We start from the raw sequence: 17,246 nt of genomic DNA, 5'->3' as shown, positions 1-17,246 counted from the left end.
CTTAACCAACCGCTCCTTCCATCTGAAGCTCGATCAGCCGGTTCAGTTCCAGCGCGTACTCCATGGGCAGCTCGCGCGCGATGGGCTCGACGAACCCGCGCACGATCATGGCCATGGCCTCGTCCTCGTTCATGCCCCGGCTCATCAGGTAGAAGAGCTGGTCCTCGCTGACCTTGGAGACGGTCGCCTCGTGCGCGAGCTCGGCGTCGTCCTCGCGCAGGTCGTTGTAGGGGTAGGTGTCCGAGCGGCTGACGGTGTCGATCAGCAGCGCGTCGCACTTGACCGAGGACTTCGCGTTGTGCGCGCCCTCCTGCACCTGCACCAGGCCCCGGTAGGAGGCGCGGCCCCCGCCGCGTGCCACCGACTTCGAGACGATGGTGGACGAGGTGTTGGGAGCGCAGTGCACCATCTTGGAACCGGTGTCCTGGTGCTGGCCCTCGCCCGCGAAGGCGATGGACAGGGTCTCGCCCTTGGCGTGCTCGCCCATGAGGTACACGGCCGGGTACTTCATGGTCACCTGGGAGCCGATGTTGCCGTCGATCCACTCCATGGTCGCGCCCTCTTCGGCGATGGCGCGCTTGGTGACCAGGTTGAAGACGTTGTTCGACCAGTTCTGGATGGTCGTGTACCGGCAGCGGGCGTTCTTCTTGACGATGATCTCGACGACCGCGGAGTGCAGCGAGTCCGACTTGTAGATCGGCGCGGTGCAGCCCTCGACGTAGTGGACGTAGGCGCCCTCGTCGACGATGATCAGCGTCCGCTCGAACTGGCCCATGTTCTCGGTGTTGATCCGGAAGTAGGCCTGCAGCGGGATCTCGACGTGCACGTTCTTGGGCACGTAGATGAACGACCCGCCGCTCCACACCGCGGTGTTGAGCGCGGCGAACTTGTTGTCGCCGGGCGGGATCACCGAGCCGAAGTACTCCTCGAAGATCTCCGGGTGCTCCTTGAGGGCGGTGTCGGTGTCGAGGAAGATGACACCCTGCTCCTCCAGGTCCTCGCGGATCTGGTGGTAGACGACCTCGGACTCGTACTGCGCGGCGACACCGGAGACCAGGCGCTGCTTCTCCGCCTCGGGGATGCCGAGCCGGTCGTAGGTGTTCTTGATGTCCTCGGGCAGTTCCTCCCAGGAGGTGGCCTGCTTCTCCGTGGACCGCACGAAGTACTTGATGTTGTCGAAGTCGATCTTGGACAGGTCCGCGCCCCAGTTGGGCATGGGCTTCTTGTCGAAGAGCTTGAGGGACTTGAGCCGGAGCTTGGTCATCCACTCCGACTCGTCCTTCTTCGAGGAGATGTCGCGGACGACCTCCTCGTTCAGGCCGCGGCGGGCGGTAGCCCCCGCCTTGTCGGAGTCGGACCAGCCGAACTCATAGTTTCCGATCCCTTCGAGCTCGGGATGCGCGATAGACGTCATGCGCGGACTCCTCCAGGACTCAGGTGTCCTTGTGGTGAACTGAGCCGCCCGCCCCCTGGCGGATGGCCTCTGACGCGGGGGTTTGGCTGTCCCCGCCCGCCACGTCGCCCCGAGGGGTGACGTGCGTGGTGCACACACCGTCGCCGTGGGCGATGGTGGCCAACCTGCGCACCGGGGTGCCCAGAAGTCGTGAGAAGGCCTCGACCTCGGCTTCGCAGAGCTGCGGGAACTCCGCGGCCACGTGGGCGACCGGACAGTGGTGTTGGCACAGCTGGTCACCGCCGCCGGGTGCGGGCGCCCGGCCCGCGGTGGCGGCGTAACCGTCGTTGGAGAGTGCCTCGGCCAGGAGCCGGACGCGCTGTTCCGGGGGGACAGCGTCCAGCAGGGGCCTGTAGCGCCTCTCCAGATCGGCGACCTGACTGCGGGCGAACTCGCCGACGGCCCCGTCCCCGGCGGTCTCCGCCAGGAAGCGGAGCGCGCTGGTGGCGAGGTCGTCGTAGGCGTGGACGAAGGCGTCCCGCCCGGCCTCGGTGATGGCGAAGACCTTGGCGGGCCTGCCCCTGCGGCGCTGTCCGCCGTGGGGCCGGGCGTCGCGGGCCTCGACCATGCCCTCACCGGTCAGGTTGTCGAGGTGGCGGCGGATCGCCGCCGGAGTGAGTCCGAGCCGCTCCCCCAGGGAGGATGCGGTGATCGGGCCCTTCTCCAGGATGAGCCGCGCGACGCGGGCGCGGGTGCCGGTCTCGGCCCCGCGGTCGGGTCCGGCCAGGGCACGGGGCACACTGGTCGCCTCGGGCACGGCGCTCCCCTCCCTCGTCGTACGCAGCTCGTGGTTTTGACAACATCAGTGTGGCCTAAATAAGTCCGTTGAGGCAAACGCCGCTCCATGCCCTTCATCACGAAGGTCAGGCTTGCCTAACAGCGGGTTCATGCTCCCGAAACCCGAGGTCGCCACCGCGCGAGGGGCCGAGACGGCCCGGATTGCCCGCATGTTGATACCGCACGACCAGGATGTGGACCTCCCGAGTTTTCGGCGGCTCCTCCCCGAGCGGGGCGGTGAAGGGCCCCGCCCGGCCGCACGTAAACTCAGGCCCCATGGACACAGCCGCGGTCGAGGTCGTCGACCTGGTCAAGCGCTACGGCGCCACCACCGCAGTCTCCGGCCTCACGTTCAGCGCGCGCCGGGGTGCGGTGACGGCCCTGCTCGGCCCCAACGGGGCGGGCAAGACGAGCACCATCGAGATCTGCGAGGGCTTCCGCCGCGCCGACGGCGGGCGGGTCCGGGTCCTGGGCCTGGACCCCGTGGCCGACGCCACCGCCCTCAAGCCCCGCGTCGGGGTGATGCCCCAGTCCGGCGGGGTCCCCACCGGCGCCCGCGCGGCGGAGTGGCTGAACCTGATGGCCTCCTTCCACGCCAGCCCGATCGCCCCCGCCGTCCTCATGGAGCGGCTGGGCCTGAACTCCGTGGCCGCCACCCCCTTCCGCCGCCTGTCCGGCGGCCAGCAGCAGCGCCTCTCCCTGGCCTGCGCCGTGGTCGGACGGCCCGAGCTGGTGTTCCTGGACGAGCCGACGGCGGGCCTGGACCCGCAGGCGCGCATGGCCACCTGGGACCTGGTGTCGGCCCTGCGCGAGGCGGGCGTGGCGGTCATCCTGAGCACCCACCACATGGAGGAGGCCGAACGGCTGGCCGACCACGTGGTCATCATCGACCGCGGCGCCGTGGTCGCCGAGGGCGCGCCGGCCGCGCTCACCGAGGGGCGCCGCGAGGTGTGCTTCTCCAGCACGCCCGTGGACTCCTCCGCGCTCCTGGCCGCCCTGCCCGAGGGCAGCAGGGTCGCCGACGGCGCCACCGCGGACGGCCGCCGCGAGTACGTGGTCACCACCGACGACGCCGCCGCGCTCGGTCCGGAGTTCCTGGCCACGGTCACCGCATGGTGCGCGTCGGCCGGCGTCCTCGCCGAGGACCTGCGCGTGCGACGGCGTACCCTCGAAGACGTCTTCCTCGAACTCACGGGCCGGGAACTGCGCGACCAATGACCGAGCACACCTCCAGCACCACCACGCGGGCCGCCGACGCCGCCCCGACCGCCCCCTCACAGGGCGGCGGCGCCTCGCTGTTCACCCCTGCGCCCGGGGCCGCGCCGATGTGGCGGATGGTCGCCTCGCAGGCCCGCATGGAACTGCGGGTGATGCTCCGCCACGGCGAGCAGTTCCTGCTGACCATGGTCATCCCCGTCCTCCTGCTGGTGGGCTTCAGCCTCACCTCGGTCCTGGACGTGGGCCCGGGCCCCCGCGTCGACGCCCTCACGCCGGGCGTCCTGGCGCTGGCGGTGATGTCGACGTCGTTCACCGGCCTGGCCATCGGCACCGGCTTCGAGCGGCGCTACGGGGTCCTGAAGCGCCTGGGGGCGACGCCGCTGTCCCGGTTCGGCCTCCTGGCCGCCAAGACGCTGGCCGTCCTGGGCGTGCAGGCCATCCAGATCGCGCTGCTGTGCACGGTGGCGCTGGCCCTGGGCTGGTCCCCCGACCCCGACCCGGCGGGCGTGCTGTCGGCGGTCGCCCTGGTGCTGCTGGCGACCGCCGCGTTCAGCTCGCTCGGCCTGCTCATGGCCGGCACCCTGCGGGCGGAGGCGACCCTGGCCGGGGCCAACCTGGTGTACGTGCTGATGCTCGGACTGGGCGGCGTGCTGTTCCCGACCAGCAGCTTCCCCGCGCCGCTGGAGCAGGCCGCCTCGCTGCTGCCGGTCACCGCCCTCAGCTCGGGCCTGCGGACCGTCCTCGCGGACGGGTCCCTGCCGGGCTGGGGCGCGTTCGCGGTCCTGGCCGTGTGGGCCCTCGTCTGCGGACTGCTCGCCAGCCGCCTCTTCCGCTGGGAGTGACGCCCGCGGGCCTCCCGGGAGGGGGCGGTCCCCGCGCCCGCGCCCGCCGCTCCTAGGATGGGGCGCATGCTCGACGTCGACGCGGTCACCGAGATCCTCCGCGAGGCGGCGGAGGCGGCGGTCCTCCCCCGCTTCCGGTCCCTGTCCGAGGGCGAGGTCACCGAGAAGGCCCCCGGCGAGCTCGTCACGGTCGCCGATCGCGAGGCCGAGGAGCTGATCGGCGCCCGCCTGCGCGACGTCGTCGCGGCGCCGGTCGTGGGCGAGGAGGCCGCCTCGGACGACCCCGGCCTGCTCCGCGCCCTGTACGGGGAGCCCGTGGCGTGGCTGGTCGACCCGGTCGACGGAACCCGCAACTTCGTCCGGGGCGACACGCGCTTCGCGGTGATGGCCGCCCTGGTGCGCCACGGCGAGACCGTCGCGGCATGGATCCTGCGCCCCACCGAGGACCGGGTCTACGTCGCGGAGCGCGGGTCCGGCACCTGGCGCGACGGCGTGAGGGTGCGCCGGGAGCCCGCACCGGCCGATCCGGCCCGCCTGCACGGCTCGGCCGCGACGCGGTTCCTCGCCCCCGCCGCGAAGCGGCGCGTGGAGGAGGCCGCCACACGCTTCGCGTCCATGGGATCGGGCTCGCACTGCGTCGGGGTGGACTACCCGCTCCTGTTCGAGGGCGGGCAGGACTTCCTGCTGTTCCACAGGACCCTGCCCTGGGACCACGCCCCCGGCTCCCTGATGCTGACCGAGGCCGGAGGCGTGTGCCTGCGCCCGGACGGCGGCGAGTACCGTCCGGGCGACGACGCCGTGGGCCTGCTCTGCGCCTCCGACGACGAGTGCTGGAAGACCGCCCGGTCGCTCCTCGTCGGCTGACACCGGACCGGGGCGTCGCCGCGGGGCCGTCCGGGCCTCGGGGCCCGTCGCGGATCAGCCCATGGGGAGCAGGCGCCACTGCTGGTGGGCGTGGGAGCCGTCGGGCGCCTGGACGATCGCCGTGCCGTTGTCGGGCGCGCCGCCCTGCCCTTCGAGGGCGCGGCCCGTGGCCCGGTTGACCAGCCGGACGACCCCGCTGCCGACCTCGACCACCGACCAGTGCTGGTTGGGCGCCCCGGTCCGGGTGAGCAGCGTGGCGGCGGGCTGCGCGGGGTCGGCCGCGACCTCCAGGACCTTGCCGCTGCCGACGCCCTCGATCTCGTAGAAGCCCTGTTCGTCGAGCGGGACGAACCTCCACTGCTGGTTCTCCGCGTCGTGGCGGTCCCACAGGTGGACGGGGGCCCCGTTGTCGGTGGAGGCGCCCGCGACGTCGGCGACGCGGTCGCCGTGCACGTTCTGGAGGACGTAGGCGAGTGAGGGGTCCATCCCGGCGGGGTGGACGTACTCCTCTTCCTCCTCGGGCTCCCCGGTCTCCTCCGGCGCGCCGGAGGGCTCGACGAGGATGCCGGAGACCACGTCCATCCCCGGTTCCTCCTGTTCTCCGGAGCCGGCGGCGAGGAGGCCGCCCGTGTAGCCGCCGATGACGGCGACGAGGACGAGCGCCAGCGCTCCGACGAAGACCGGCCAGGTCGGCACGTGCCGTTCCTGGACACGGGGGGCACTGCGGGCTCGGCGTCGGGACATGTGAGGACACTCCAGCGGGCGACGGGTGAGGGCCGTGTCGGCCACGGCCCCGCACTATTTGACACCACTTGACGTACTTCGCGCACGTTCGCCCTCGACCTCCCGCCGGGGCGGGCCTCGATAGGGTCCCGCCATGGAAGCCATCGGAGTCCCCTGGTTCATCGTGGTCCGGTACCTCGGACCGCCGCTCATGCTGCTCGTGGCGGGCGGCGCACTGCTGGTGTGGCGCCCGCCCGCCCGCCGGGGGCTGGTGTGGGCCGCCCTGGTGACGAACCTCGTGGCGGCGGTGCTGCCGTTCCTGTGGATCGGGTTGCAGATCCTCACCGACCAGGCGGAGAGGACGGTGTTCGGCCTGGTCATGACCCTGCTCCAGCCCCTGGTCGTGGTGGTGGCCTGGCTGCTGGTCCTGACCGCCGTGATCCACCGCCCGCCCGCCGTCCCGCCCGTGGTCCCGGCCGCCGGGGCGCATGCGGAACCCCGGAGGTCGCGCGCGCGTGCGGGGACCGCGGGACCGGAGGGCCGCCGGGACGAGGGCGGGGAGGCCGAGCGGAGAACCGAAAACGTAGGATGAATACCCATGAGCACCCCGGCCACCCCCAAGGAACCCTTCTCCCTGCGGACCGCGGCGGAGGCGATACCGCCGGTCTGGCTGGTGATGGTCAGCATCGTCTCCGTGCAGACCGGCGCGGGCGTGGCCAAGAACCTGTTCGAGGAGCTTCCCCCGGCCGCCGTCGTGTGGCTGCGGCTGCTCACCTCGGCGGTGCTCCTGGTCCTGCTGGTCCGTCCCGCGCTCCGGGCCCGCAGCCGGACCGACTGGCTGGTGGTGGTCGGCTACGGCGTCGCGCTGGCGATGATGAACTTCCTCATCTACCAGGCGTTCGCGCGCATCCCGCTGGGGATCGCGGTGACGATCGAGTACCTCGGACCGCTGGCCATCGCGATCCTGGGCTCACGGCGCAGGATCGACCTCCTGTGGGCCGGGCTGGCCGGGCTGGGCGTGGTGGCGCTGGGCCTGGAGTCGGGCTCCATGGACCCGCTGGGCATCCTGTTCGCGGTGCTCGCGGCGGTGGCGTGGGCGGGGTACATCCTGCTCAGCGCGGCCACGGGGCAGCGTTTCAGCGGCGCCTCCGGCCTGGCGTTCGCCAGCGTGGTCGGCGTGGTGATCATGGCCCCGGCCGGGATCGCGGAGGGGGGCGCCGCCCTGCTGGACTGGCGGCTGCTGCTGTTCGGCCTGGTGGTGGGCGTGCTCTCCTCGATCGTCCCCTACACCCTGGAACTGAACGCGCTGCGCCGGATGCCGCCCCGGGTGTTCGGCGTGCTGATGAGCCTGCAGCCCGCCGCGGCCGCGGTGGTGGGGCTCGTCCTGCTGGGCGAACTGCTCTCGCCCTGGCAGTGGTTCGCGGTGGGGTGCGTGATCGTCGCCAGCGCCGGCTCCACCCGCACCTCCGCCCGCGAGCGCGGCGGACGGACGCGCGGCGGCTCGCCCGCCCCGTCCCCGCCGGAGGACCACCGGAGGGGTTGAGACCCGCACGGCGGTTCGACCCGGTTCTCCTGTCAAGATTTTCAGTTACCCGACACCTCTCGTAATCACTTACGAAAAAGGTGTCTTGAGCTGCCATGACACTGACAAGATCGCGACCGCGGAGACCCCCCGCGACCCCACCTTGGAGAACCTGGTTGACTACTCTGCGTTTCCGAACGTGATCAAACGGTTATCAGTCCTGGTGGGTCGGCCGACCTCTTCGAATATTCGCTCTCGAAAGGGAAGCAATGCGCACCGCTGCCAAGATCACCATGACCGCTCTGTTCGCCGCCGGACTCCTCGGCATGGGCACCGGGGCCGCCCTGGCGGGCGAGAAGGGCTCGGACATCGAGGCGTACGAGGCCTGCACCAGCCAGCAGAGCTTCCTCGGTCTGATCAACCTGGACCTGAACCTGCTCAACCAGTGCATCGCGAACTACAACCGCTAATGCCTGTTTCCTGAACCGGGTCCCGGTTCGGGGGAGCGGTTCGTGCGCCCGGGGGCACGCCCCCGGGCGCACGGCCGCGGGCACGGTTCCGGGCAGCGCCCCCGGCCCGACAGGGCGCCGGTCCCCGACCCCGGGAACGAGGCGCCACCCGTCGCACGGCGGTCGGACGGGTCCGCGCCATGACCCCTGCCACCTGGCATTTTCGTAATCAGGGACCCGAGCGCACGACGGTCGGAGAACGTACTACGCTCTGTCGTATGTCTGATTTCCCGGCCGCCGCGGCGCTGGCCCCGAACACGCTCCCCCCGCTCGCGGCGGAGGACATCATTCTTCTCGGCGCCCCCCTGTGGGCCTGGCAGGTCGCCGTGGCCGTCGCCGGGGTGCTCGCCCTGGTCCTCCTGGCCCGGACCATCTGGAACCCGACCCCGAGGTCCCTGCGCGCCTGGACCCTCGGCAACATCGCGGTCAACGCCGGGATCGCCGTGACGGGCGCCACCGTCCGCGTCACCGAGTCCGGGCTCGGCTGCTCGGAGTGGCCCAGGTGCACCCCCGAGAGCTTCGTGCCCGTCGACACGGGACACGCCGCCTTCAACGCCGCCGTCGAGTTCGGCAACCGGACGCTCACCTTCGTCGTGCTGGCCGTGGCCGTCATCACGTTCATCGCCGTCATGCGGATGACGCCGCGCCGCCGCGACCTGGTCCGGATGGCCGCCATCATCCCGTTCGGCGTCCTCGGCCAGGGCGTCGTCGGCGGCATCACCGTGTGGACCGACCTGCACCCCGCCTCGGTCGCCACGCACTTCCTGCTGTCCATGGTGATGACCTTCATCACGGTCGCCCTGTACGTGCGCTGCCAGGAGCCCGAGGGCAAGCCTCAGGTCTCCGTCGGCCCCATGCTGCACGCCATCAGCGTCGGCCTGGTCGTGATCGGCTTCCTCCTGCTGGTCGCCGGCACGGTCGTGACCGGCAGCGGTCCCCACGGCGGCGACGCGGCGGCCCCGCGCTTCGGGTTCGACATCCCGGTCGTCACGCGCATCCACTCCGCGCTGGCCTGGCTCACCCTGGTCGGGGCCCTGGCCGCCACCGTCATCGCCTTCCGTGGCGGCGCCCGCCGCCCCGTCCGGATCAGCAGCGCCGCCCTCGTGGCGGTCGTGCTCCTCCAGGGGGTCCTGGGCTACACCCAGTACGCCCTCGGACTCCCCGAGGCGCTCGTCGTCCTGCACGTGCTCGGCTCCGCCCTGACCTGGGTCGCCGTGTCCCGGCTGTACTTCTCCACCAGCCGCCTGGTGCCCGTCGGCGAGGTCGTCGACGACGGCCTCAGCCGAGGCCCGGAGGGGCCTGCTGGCCGTGACGGGGGACGTACTCCTGCTGGCTCCTCGCCTGCGCTATGACGTGGGCGAAGTCGGCCCGGCGCAGGAACCCCGAGTCGGTCGGCTTCTCCGCCCAGCCCGGGGTGACCGGCTGGGGCACCCGCCCCAGGAAGGTGTCCCGGGCCACGTGCATCAGCGCCAGGAAGGAGTCCCTGCGGACCTTCCAGTCCTGGCGGGCCGACCCGGCGTCCAGCCTCTGGTGCAGCAGTGCCAGCTCGGTCGCGGCCAGCTGGTACTCCTTCATCGCCGTCCGCCCCCGCCGGCCGGCGTTGCGCCCCGCCCACTCACGGGCCCGGCGGCGCCCCTGCATGGAGCTGAGCATGGTGATGTCCGACGGCGTGACCAGGCCGGTGGAGATGTAGGGCGGCAGGTACCGGTCGATGGCGCCGATCTGCCCCCGCCGGTCGCGCGCCGCCAGCGCCAGGACGCCCATCAGCACCGCGAACAGCACGACGTAGGCGACGGCCAGGCCGTACCAGCCGAAGCGGGTGGACGCGTTCCACATGCCGTGCAGCAGGACGGCCAGCGCCCAGCCCCCGACGGGCGCCAGCAGGCGCAGGCGCCCGGTGCGCGTGGCCGCGTAGGCGACGCCGATGCCGATCATCGCGGTGTAGACCGGGTGGCCGAAGGGGGCGATGATCCCGCGGATGGCGAAGGTCGCGACGAGGGTCCCGTCGAAGAAGGCGCTCAGGAAGTACAGGATGTTCTCGGTGAAGGCGAAACCGGTGGCGACCATCCCCGCGTAGATCACACCGTCGGTGAACGTGTCGATCTCGTGTCGTCTGCGCCACAGCAGGATCAGCAGCACCACGCCCTTGGCGCTCTCCTCCACCAGGGGCGCCACCACGGACGTCCCCAGGAAGCCGCCCAGCTCCTGCCCGAACAGCGGCACGGTGACGTGGGCCAGCCCCCAGCCGTTGAGCAGCAGGGACGCCACCACCGCCACGCCCGCGCCCCAGGCGAAGGCGAAGAACAGCACCCACCCGGGCTCGGGCTCGATCCGGTCGAGCATGAGGATGAGCGGCACGAGGATGCCGACCGGGATGACGGCGGCGACCAGGCTGACGACGAATCCGAGAGCGCCGTCGATGCCCGCCGCGGCCCCGCCCGCCATCGCGAGCAGCCACAGGTAGACGAGCATGCCGGCCATGCACACCACGCTGACGGTGATGCCCAGGACGAGGGTCATCGAGTAACGGGAGCGTCGGCCCTGGAGGATGGCCTTGCTGTCGAGTCGGGGCATGGGCACCGATCGTAGCGGGAACCGCGTCGACCACGTGTTTCACCCCCGGCGAGAGGGACGCGGACCCGGGCTGCCGACGGGGGACGACACGCTCCGGCCGCCGCACGCGGGGACGGCACTCCCCGTATGGGGCAGGATCGGAGTCCGCGATGCGCGAGCGCACGAGAACGGAAGGGCCCCGCCATGGAACCGACCACCATGCCGTCCACCACCGCACCACCGCTCCTGTGGTTGATACGGGTGACGGCGCTCCTCCAGCTGGCCGCCGTCCTCTGGGAGGGCGCGACCGCCGGGCAGCTGGTGACGTTCAACACCGCCGCCCTGCCCCTGCACTACTACGGCGCGTTCGGGGTGCACGTGGCGGCGGGCCTGCTCGTGGTCGCGGCGGGCCTGTACTGGTACCGCTCCGGGGGCGGCCCCGGCCGTCCCCGCGCGATCCTGCTGGCCGGCCTGGCGGCGTTCCTGCTCGGCTTCCCGCAGGCCGCGCTGGGGACCTACGGGCCGCTCCAGGCCCACGTCCCGCTCGCCCTGGTCCTGACCGGGGCCGCGGTGTGGGCGGCCGTGCTGGCCTGGCGCAGGCCCTGACCCGCGCGGGACGGATTCCGCGCACCCGGGACGGCCCGGCCCGGGGACGGGCCCGCCGGGTCCGGGCCCCGGTCAGGCCGCCGGCCGGTGCGGACCGCCGACCCGTTCGGCCCACGCCAGGACACGCAGGTGCCGGTGCGCGGCCCCCAGGTAGGTCGTCGCGGCCAGCCACGCGCGGGCCAGGCGGTCCGGCGGGGGGACCACCGACTCGCCCGTGGCGGTGCGCCGGCGCTCACGGGCCGCCCCGACCACCTCGCCGAGGACGTCGGCGGCGGTGGGCAGGTGGTGGCCCCGCAGCCGGGCGGGCAGCGCGGAGCCGTCCGGGGCGGCCTCCCGCCCCGCCTCGGCGATCCGGGCGAGGACCCTGGTCAGGGCGCCCAGGCCGGGGTCGGCTCCGGGCGGCTCCGTCGGCCGGGGGCGGCTCGGGACCGCCGACCCGGCCGAGGGCAGGGTGTCCAAGGAGAGGTTGACCCGTCCCTTCCAGGCGGCGGGCAGCGGCAGCCCCGGAGCGTGCACCGCCACCGGCACGAGGAACCCGGGCCGCTCGGGGACCGGCCGTGCCACCGCGCGCAGCGCGATCCCGGGTTCGGCGGCCAGCCGGAGGAGGTTGCGCGCCCGGAGGAGGTCCTGGGCGCCGTCGGGTGCCAGGACCAGGGGTGCGCCGGTGGCCGCCTCCACGACCGCGGTCCCGCCCTCCGCCTCGCCGGTGACGGTGAGGTCGGCGAAGACCAGGTCGTCGCCGGTGCGGTGGACGGGGGCCGCCTGCGCGGCGACGGCCGCGGCGACCTGATCGGCGAGGGGCCGCCCCCACAGCCCCGCCAGGGGTTCCTCGTCCCAGGCGCACCCGGCGGAGACCGCCGCCGTCGTCGCGGACCCCCCGCTCAGTCGACCGTCGGCGCTGGCCGCGACCCGCTGGGCGACCATGCCCGAGCGGCCGAGGTCGCGGTGGCTCAGCGCGGACCGCCCGAAGGCGATCCCCGCTCCGTAGACGGCGGCGGCCCTGTCGGGGCCCCCGGGGGCGACGTCGCCGATCCGCCACAGGCGCGCCCCGCCGGCGAGGGACACGGCGTGGGTGACGACGCCCGCGTATCCGGACGCGGTGACGACGCGTTCGCAGCCCAGCCCGTACAGCCGGAGGGAGCCGACCTCGGTGTACGAGCGGCGTCCGATCCCCACGTCCGCGAGGGTCGGCGCGGGGCGGGGGCCCTCCGGTCCGCCGCCGAGCCGCCACGAGGTGTCGAGGAGCCCGGTGAGGGCCGCGGTGTACTCGGCCAGGGCGAAGGCCGGTGTGGCGTGGTCGCGCGTACCGGCGGCCACGGCGGTGCAGGCGGCGGCCAGGCGGGGCAGGCGGGCGGCGCGGGCCGTCGCCGCGGCCCGCAGGAGTTCGGAGCGCTGGGAGGAGCCCGCCGCGCGGACCCCCGCCGCCAGGGTCCGGGCCCCGGCGGCCCAGGCGAGCGCGGCCGCGGCGCGGGCGTCGCCGTCCACACCGACCGGGGCGGTGAGGGGGTCCGCGACGGGGTCCCCGGAGGCTCGGGCGGTCTCCGCGACACCGCTCCGGCCCGCGGGGGCGGCCGGGCCGCCCGCTCCCCCCGGCCGCCCGGCCGGCGCGGGCGGCCCCGGCTCCCCGTCCCGCGGGGGGACGGCTCCGGCGGCCCGGTCCCCGGCGGGCTCTCCTGACGGCTCGGAGCGCTCCGGCTCCGGGCCGGGCTCCGGACCGGCCGCGTCGTCGTCGCCCGTGGGCGCCAGCAGGCCGGCGACCGAGAGCAGGTGCAGGCAGCGGGGGGCGAGCAGGCAGGTGCAGGCAGCCTGGGAGGCCTCGGTGATCCGCGGGCCGGTCAGGGTCACGGTCTCGTTCCCCGTCCCGACCGTCCACACGGGGCCGTCCGAGCTCCAGTCCCACTCCTCGGCCGCGCGGGGGGCCGCGTCCAGTTTGCGGCGGACCCGGCCGGGCGCGGCTTCGAGCAGCTCGGCGAGCAGGCCCGGGTCGATGCGGGGGCGTTCGGCGGTCACCTGGGGTCCTCCTCGGACTGCGTGTGCGTACGGGGCCGGTCGGCTCGGCGGCCCCCGGCGGTCGGTCGGGCACGGTGGTCGCCGCACGGCGGCGGTCGGAGTCCGCCGGCGGGACGGTGCGTGCGGGGGCCGGTCCGCGGCCCCGTCCGGCCGCGGGGCGCGGCGCCCCGGGGGCTCCCCTCCTGCGCGGGCCCGGCGGGCGCGTCCCGCAGGGGGGTGCGGAGGGCGGCCGGCCCGCGCGGCGCCGCCGGGGGGACCCCGCCGGCGGCGTGCCCGTCCCGGGCGCTCACCCCCGCACCTTCTCACCGATCCACGACGCCAGCTCCTGCGGGCTCAGCGACGCGACCGGCATGCCCGCGGCGACGAACTGCGCGGCGAGCGCCTGGTTGCAGACCGGCGCCCCCGTGTCGTCGAGGGCGGTCAGCCCGAGCAGGTGGGCCCCTGAGGCGGCGAGCGCGCGTACCTCGGCCAGGGTGCGGGACAGGTTCCCGCCCTCCTCGAAGTCGGTGACGAGCGCGACGATCGTCCTGCTGGGGACCCTGACCCTGGCCCGGGTGTGCGCCAGCCCCGCGCCGATGTCGGTGCCACCGCCCACGGACACCTCCAACAGGAGGGACAGCGGGTCCGGCACCCGGTCGGTGAGGTCCACGACCTCCGTGGAGAAGGTCGTGAACGACACGCTCAGCGCGGGCAGGCCGTGCAGCACCGCCGCGACGAGGGCCGCGTAGACCGTGGAGCGCTCCATCGACCCCGACACGTCCACGACGATGTGGACGTGCCAGTCCGCGCTCCGCCGCGCCCTGGTCCGGAAGACCGGGGCCTCGGGGACCAGCAGCGGTCCGTCCGGGCCGGGGCGGACCGTGCGCAGGTTGGCGCGGACCGTGCGGCCGAGGTCGAGCGGCCCGCCGCGCCGGCGGGTGGGGCGCGGCACGGAGAGGCCCGACAGGGCGGGGCTCATGCGGCGCGCGAGCTGCCGCACCAGCTGCTCAGTGATCGCCGCGACCAGGGGCCGCAGCTTGGCCAGACGCGCCTCGGGCAGCGCCCCGGCCAGCGAGAGCACCTGTTCGAGCAGGTCGACGGAGGCCGTGACCCGGCCGGGGTCGAGGCGGTCGAGGGCGTCGGCCCGGCCACGCGCGGCGGCCCGGCCCAGCACCTCCTCGCGGACCGTGCCGCCGAAGAGGTCCTGGAGCTCCTCGTCCCACCGGCGCGCGGCGGGTTCCGGGCTCCCGTCGCCGCCCCTCGCGCCGGGGCGGTCGGAGGGCTCCTGGGAGCCCTCCCCGTGGCCGCGGCCGTACAGCTCGTCGAGCGCCGCCGACGCCCTGCGGGCCAGGGTCCCGCCGCCCCGGGGCCGGCGCCCGAGGACGAGCCGCCACCGGTCCGCCGCCCCGATGGCGTGCGGGGCGTCCCCACCCGGGACCGGCTGCCCGGCGGGGTCCGCGGCCTCCGGGGGCGCCGCGGCGCAGGCCGCCCCGGGACGCCCCGACCCGTCCGCGGGAGGGACCGCTCCTGCCGGGACGGACGGACCGGCGGTGTCCCCCGCCCCGGTGGGAAACGGTGCGGAGGGGGCGCCGGGGGCGGGCGTGCCCGGTGCGGGGCCGTCCGCGGCCCGGTGGCCGGCTGCGGGAGCGGCGGTCCCCGCCCCCGCGGGGGCTGCGTCCGCGAGGGCCGCGTCCGCGCCGTGGAGGAGCCCCGGCACCAGGGCCTCCAGGGCCGCTCGTGCGGCGGTGTCCGCTCCGGCCAGCGCGAGGGCCAGCTCCGGCGGCACCTCCAGGCGGGCGTCCACCTCGCCGATCCTCTCGGTGACCGCGTCCAGGAAGCGCGAGCGCGACGCCGCCGACAGCGCCTCGAACCCCTCGCGCAGAGCGGGCAGCCGCGTGAGGAAGCCGGGGTCGGACCAGGCCTCCACACGTGCTGTGAGCGCGTCCAGGACGCCGGCGTCGGCCTCGACCACGGGGGCGGCCACGGTCAGTGCCCCGGCCAGGCGCAGGGCGAGCGGCCCGCCCCCGGCTGCCGCCTCCACCCAGCCGGCCAGGCGTACGGCCATGTCCCCGGGCGCGAGGTCGCCCAGGACCATCAGCGCGGCGGAGGCGGCTCCCTGGGCGAGCGGCCCGCCGCTCTCGGCGAGCAGTCCCAGGTGCCACAGGAGTCGCTGGGTCCCCACCGCGCCGGGAAGCGGCGCCTGGTCCTGGACCAGGCGCACGACCTGCAGCAGCGCGGCGGCGTCCGCCGGGTCGGTGCTGCCGGAGACGCCCGGGACGGAGGCGACCGCCGCCTCGGCCAGCCGCACGCGCAGCCGGTGCAGGGGCTCGGGGGCGCGCGGCATGCCCGGCACCTGGCCCGAGACGACGCGTTGGACCCGGTCGTGGAGCTCCACGGCGTCGGACAGGCCCGCCCGCGGCAGCACCTCCTCCCGGACGCGGTCGCCCAGGTCGGCGGCCAGGTCGGTCAGGGCGCACTCGGCGGCCTGGGTGAGGAGGGCGCCGGCCGCCTCCGGTGTCAGGGAGCCCTCCCCGCCGTCGCCGGCGTCGCGGAGGCGTGCGGCGACGCGGCCGCGCGCGGCCTGTTCGAGGGTGGGCCCGTAGCAGGACGCGAGTTCGAGGGTGGCGCTGGTGGCCGGTGTCCAGCGCGCGGTCCACAGGCGGCCCAGGGTCTCCCCGTCGGCGGTGGGGCCGCCCTGCCGGGGCTCGGCGTAGGAGACGCCCGCCGCGTACAGGCGGTGGAGGGCGATGTGGCGTTCGCGGTCGCGGCCGCCGCGCAGGGGGTCCAGTCTCAGGTCCCGGCCCTCCTCGCCCGGGCCGGGCAGCCCGAGCCGGCGGAGGAGGGCGGTGGCGTCGGCGACCAGGCCGGAGACCGGGGCGCCGTGGGCGGGGGCGCCGCGCCGGGAGCCGACCATCTCGCGTTGGGCGGCACGGGCCAGGGCGCGGGCCCGGCCCAGGGGCTCGCCCTGGGCGAGAGCGGAGGAGAGGCCCTCCACCAGCTCGCGGCGGCCCGGGGCGGGCAGTCCGCGCAGGGCCGCGAGGTCGCGGGCCATCCGGTAGGCGGCGGTCGTGTCGGGCACCCCGCACACGTGCCCGTCCGCGCGCAGGCGGCCGCCGATGGCGGACAGGCGCCGGACGGCCGCGCGTTCGATCCCCTCGGGGTCTCCCCCGGCCGCGTGGACGTCCTGCTGCCACTCGGGGTCACGGATTCCGGCCGGGTAGCCCGAACGCGAGTCCAGGAGGGCGAAGGTGTAGGGGATGAGGGCGGTGGAGACCCCCTCGCGGGGCCGCTCCCCGGGTGCGGGGACCGTGATCCCGCCGGTGGGCGGGAGGCCCTCCGGCTCGGGACCCCTCAGGAACGCCGCTGCGGCGGTGTCCGGCGCGCCGCCCGGGACACCCTCCCCCGGCGGCCGGACCGCGGCGGGCAGGGCGTGCGGGGGAAGGAGCGCGGCGGCGTGGAACGCGCCCACGACCGCCACGGGCCTGGCTGCGCCGATCTCGCCGATCCGGCGCCGCATCCAGGCCTCGCGGGCGCGGTCCCGGGCTCCCACCCCGCCCGCGCGGAGGGCGGCGGCGCGGTGCGCCCACCCCAGGGCGAGGGCCGCCCTGCGGACCCTCTCGGGGGCGGCGCCGTACGAGCGCGCCTCCACCAGCCGGTCCCACAGCTCCTCCCCGTCCTCGACGCCGCCGGCGCGCAGCAGTGCGCGGTCCGGCGCCGGGCCCTCGGCCGGGCCGGAGCCGCCGCCGTCGTCGACGGCCAGGGAGGCGGGCAGGTCCACGGCGTGCACGGGCACGCCCCGGGCACGCGCCCAGCGGACCGCCGCGAGCTCGGGCGAGAAGTCGGCGAAGGGGTAGTAGGAGTGGTCCCCCCGTCCCGCGTCGCCGAGCACGAGGGCGACCGGGGCCACCGTGTCCGGGTGGCCCAGCCACTCCAGCCAGGGCCCGGCCTCCAGCGGGAGTTCGACGAGCACGGCGTCGGGGTCCGCCGCGTCCAGGAGCGCGGGGACCGCCGCGGCGAGCACGGGCGAGTGGTGGCGCACCCCGATGAGGAGGGGTTCCGTGCACGCCGCCAGCGCCTCGGGGACGGATGCGGCTCCCGTCGGCCCGCAGAGGGCCTCTGCGGCGTCCGGCGCCGGGGCCCCGCCCTCGGTGGGCGAGGGCCCCCGGTGGTCCGGTTCGTGGGACACGCGG

The 17,246-nt window shown here is 75.1% G+C and carries 14 protein-coding genes; 8 read left to right on the top strand and 6 right to left on the bottom strand.

From position 1 onward, the window contains the following. Window position 1: 1 nt before the first annotated feature. Both sufB and OUQ99_RS09410 read right to left on the bottom strand, forming a co-directional pair. Window positions 2-1,414: a Fe-S cluster assembly protein SufB gene (gene sufB, locus OUQ99_RS09415; RefSeq protein ID WP_267949041.1), complete on the bottom strand. Its 1,413-nt coding sequence runs from the start codon at window positions 1,412-1,414 to the stop codon at window positions 2-4. A gap of 19 nt (window positions 1,415-1,433) precedes the next feature. Beyond that, window positions 1,434-2,210 carry a helix-turn-helix transcriptional regulator gene (locus OUQ99_RS09410; RefSeq protein ID WP_267949040.1) on the bottom strand — a complete coding sequence of 259 codons (777 nt, stop codon included), beginning with the start codon at window positions 2,208-2,210 and terminating at the stop codon, window positions 1,434-1,436. A gap of 296 nt (window positions 2,211-2,506) precedes the next feature. Between OUQ99_RS09410 and OUQ99_RS09405 the strand changes: the two genes are divergently transcribed. The 3 genes from OUQ99_RS09405 to OUQ99_RS09395 all read left to right on the top strand — a co-directional run bounded on the left by OUQ99_RS09405 (window position 2,507) and on the right by OUQ99_RS09395 (window position 5,154). Further along, complete coding sequence (locus OUQ99_RS09405) at window positions 2,507-3,448, top strand: ABC transporter ATP-binding protein (protein ID WP_267949039.1); 942 nt, start codon at window positions 2,507-2,509, stop codon at window positions 3,446-3,448. Beyond that, on the top strand, window positions 3,445-4,290 hold the full coding sequence (locus tag OUQ99_RS09400) for an ABC transporter permease (protein ID WP_267949038.1): 846 nt from the start codon (window positions 3,445-3,447) through the stop codon (window positions 4,288-4,290). Before OUQ99_RS09405 ends, OUQ99_RS09400 begins: the two co-directional genes overlap by 4 nt. A 66-nt stretch (window positions 4,291-4,356) precedes the next feature. Next, window positions 4,357-5,154 (top strand): inositol monophosphatase family protein, encoded by a 798-nt coding sequence (locus tag OUQ99_RS09395; protein WP_267949037.1) that lies wholly within the window; start codon window positions 4,357-4,359, stop codon window positions 5,152-5,154. A 54-nt stretch (window positions 5,155-5,208) separates the two neighbouring features. Here the strand turns inward: OUQ99_RS09395 and OUQ99_RS09390 are convergent, their stop codons facing one another. Further along, complete coding sequence (locus OUQ99_RS09390; protein WP_267949036.1) at window positions 5,209-5,898, bottom strand: RICIN domain-containing protein; 690 nt, start codon at window positions 5,896-5,898, stop codon at window positions 5,209-5,211. Window positions 5,899-6,031: 133 nt separating this feature from the next. Here OUQ99_RS09390 and OUQ99_RS09385 point away from each other — a divergent pair, with 133 nt between their 5' ends. The 4 genes from OUQ99_RS09385 to OUQ99_RS09370 all read left to right on the top strand — a co-directional run bounded on the left by OUQ99_RS09385 (window position 6,032) and on the right by OUQ99_RS09370 (window position 9,260). Then, window positions 6,032-6,469, top strand: a complete 438-nt coding sequence (locus tag OUQ99_RS09385; RefSeq protein WP_267949035.1) for a hypothetical protein — start codon at window positions 6,032-6,034, stop codon at window positions 6,467-6,469. 6 nt (window positions 6,470-6,475) lie between these two features. Further along, window positions 6,476-7,420, top strand: coding sequence for an EamA family transporter (locus OUQ99_RS09380; protein ID WP_267949034.1), 945 nt, complete (start codon window positions 6,476-6,478; stop codon window positions 7,418-7,420). A gap of 248 nt (window positions 7,421-7,668) precedes the next feature. Beyond that, complete coding sequence (locus tag OUQ99_RS09375) at window positions 7,669-7,869, top strand: hypothetical protein (protein WP_267949033.1); 201 nt, start codon at window positions 7,669-7,671, stop codon at window positions 7,867-7,869. A 257-nt stretch (window positions 7,870-8,126) separates the two neighbouring features. Continuing rightward, window positions 8,127-9,260 (top strand): COX15/CtaA family protein, encoded by a 1,134-nt coding sequence (locus OUQ99_RS09370; RefSeq protein ID WP_267949032.1) that lies wholly within the window; start codon window positions 8,127-8,129, stop codon window positions 9,258-9,260. Here the strand turns inward: OUQ99_RS09370 and OUQ99_RS09365 are convergent. Then, complete coding sequence (locus tag OUQ99_RS09365) at window positions 9,187-10,482, bottom strand: PrsW family intramembrane metalloprotease (protein WP_267949031.1); 1,296 nt, start codon at window positions 10,480-10,482, stop codon at window positions 9,187-9,189. The two genes, OUQ99_RS09370 and OUQ99_RS09365, sit on opposite strands and share 74 nt — an antisense overlap. A 183-nt stretch (window positions 10,483-10,665) precedes the next feature. On the opposite strand from OUQ99_RS09365, the gene OUQ99_RS09360 reads away from it, so the two are divergent. Then, a complete protein-coding gene (locus tag OUQ99_RS09360) occupies window positions 10,666-11,067 on the top strand; it encodes a hypothetical protein (RefSeq protein ID WP_267949030.1) in 402 nt (133 codons plus the stop codon). Between the two features lie 72 nt (window positions 11,068-11,139). Here OUQ99_RS09360 and OUQ99_RS09355 read toward each other — a convergent pair whose 3' ends face one another. Together OUQ99_RS09355 and OUQ99_RS09350 are read right to left on the bottom strand one after the other, a co-directional pair. Further along, a complete protein-coding gene (locus OUQ99_RS09355) occupies window positions 11,140-13,077 on the bottom strand; it encodes a hypothetical protein (protein WP_267949029.1) in 1,938 nt (645 codons plus the stop codon). 286 nt (window positions 13,078-13,363) lie between these two features. Next, on the bottom strand, window positions 13,364-17,242 hold the full coding sequence (locus OUQ99_RS09350; protein ID WP_267949028.1) for a DUF5682 family protein: 3,879 nt from the start codon (window positions 17,240-17,242) through the stop codon (window positions 13,364-13,366). Window positions 17,243-17,246 lie beyond the last annotated feature (4 nt).

The organism is Streptomonospora nanhaiensis (assembly GCF_026642255.1).
In the GTDB taxonomy this organism is placed as follows: Bacteria; Actinomycetota; Actinomycetes; order Streptosporangiales; family Streptosporangiaceae; genus Nocardiopsis; species Nocardiopsis tropica.
Note: the sequence above shows the minus strand (reverse complement) of the source record. Positions and strands in the feature narration are given on the sequence as shown.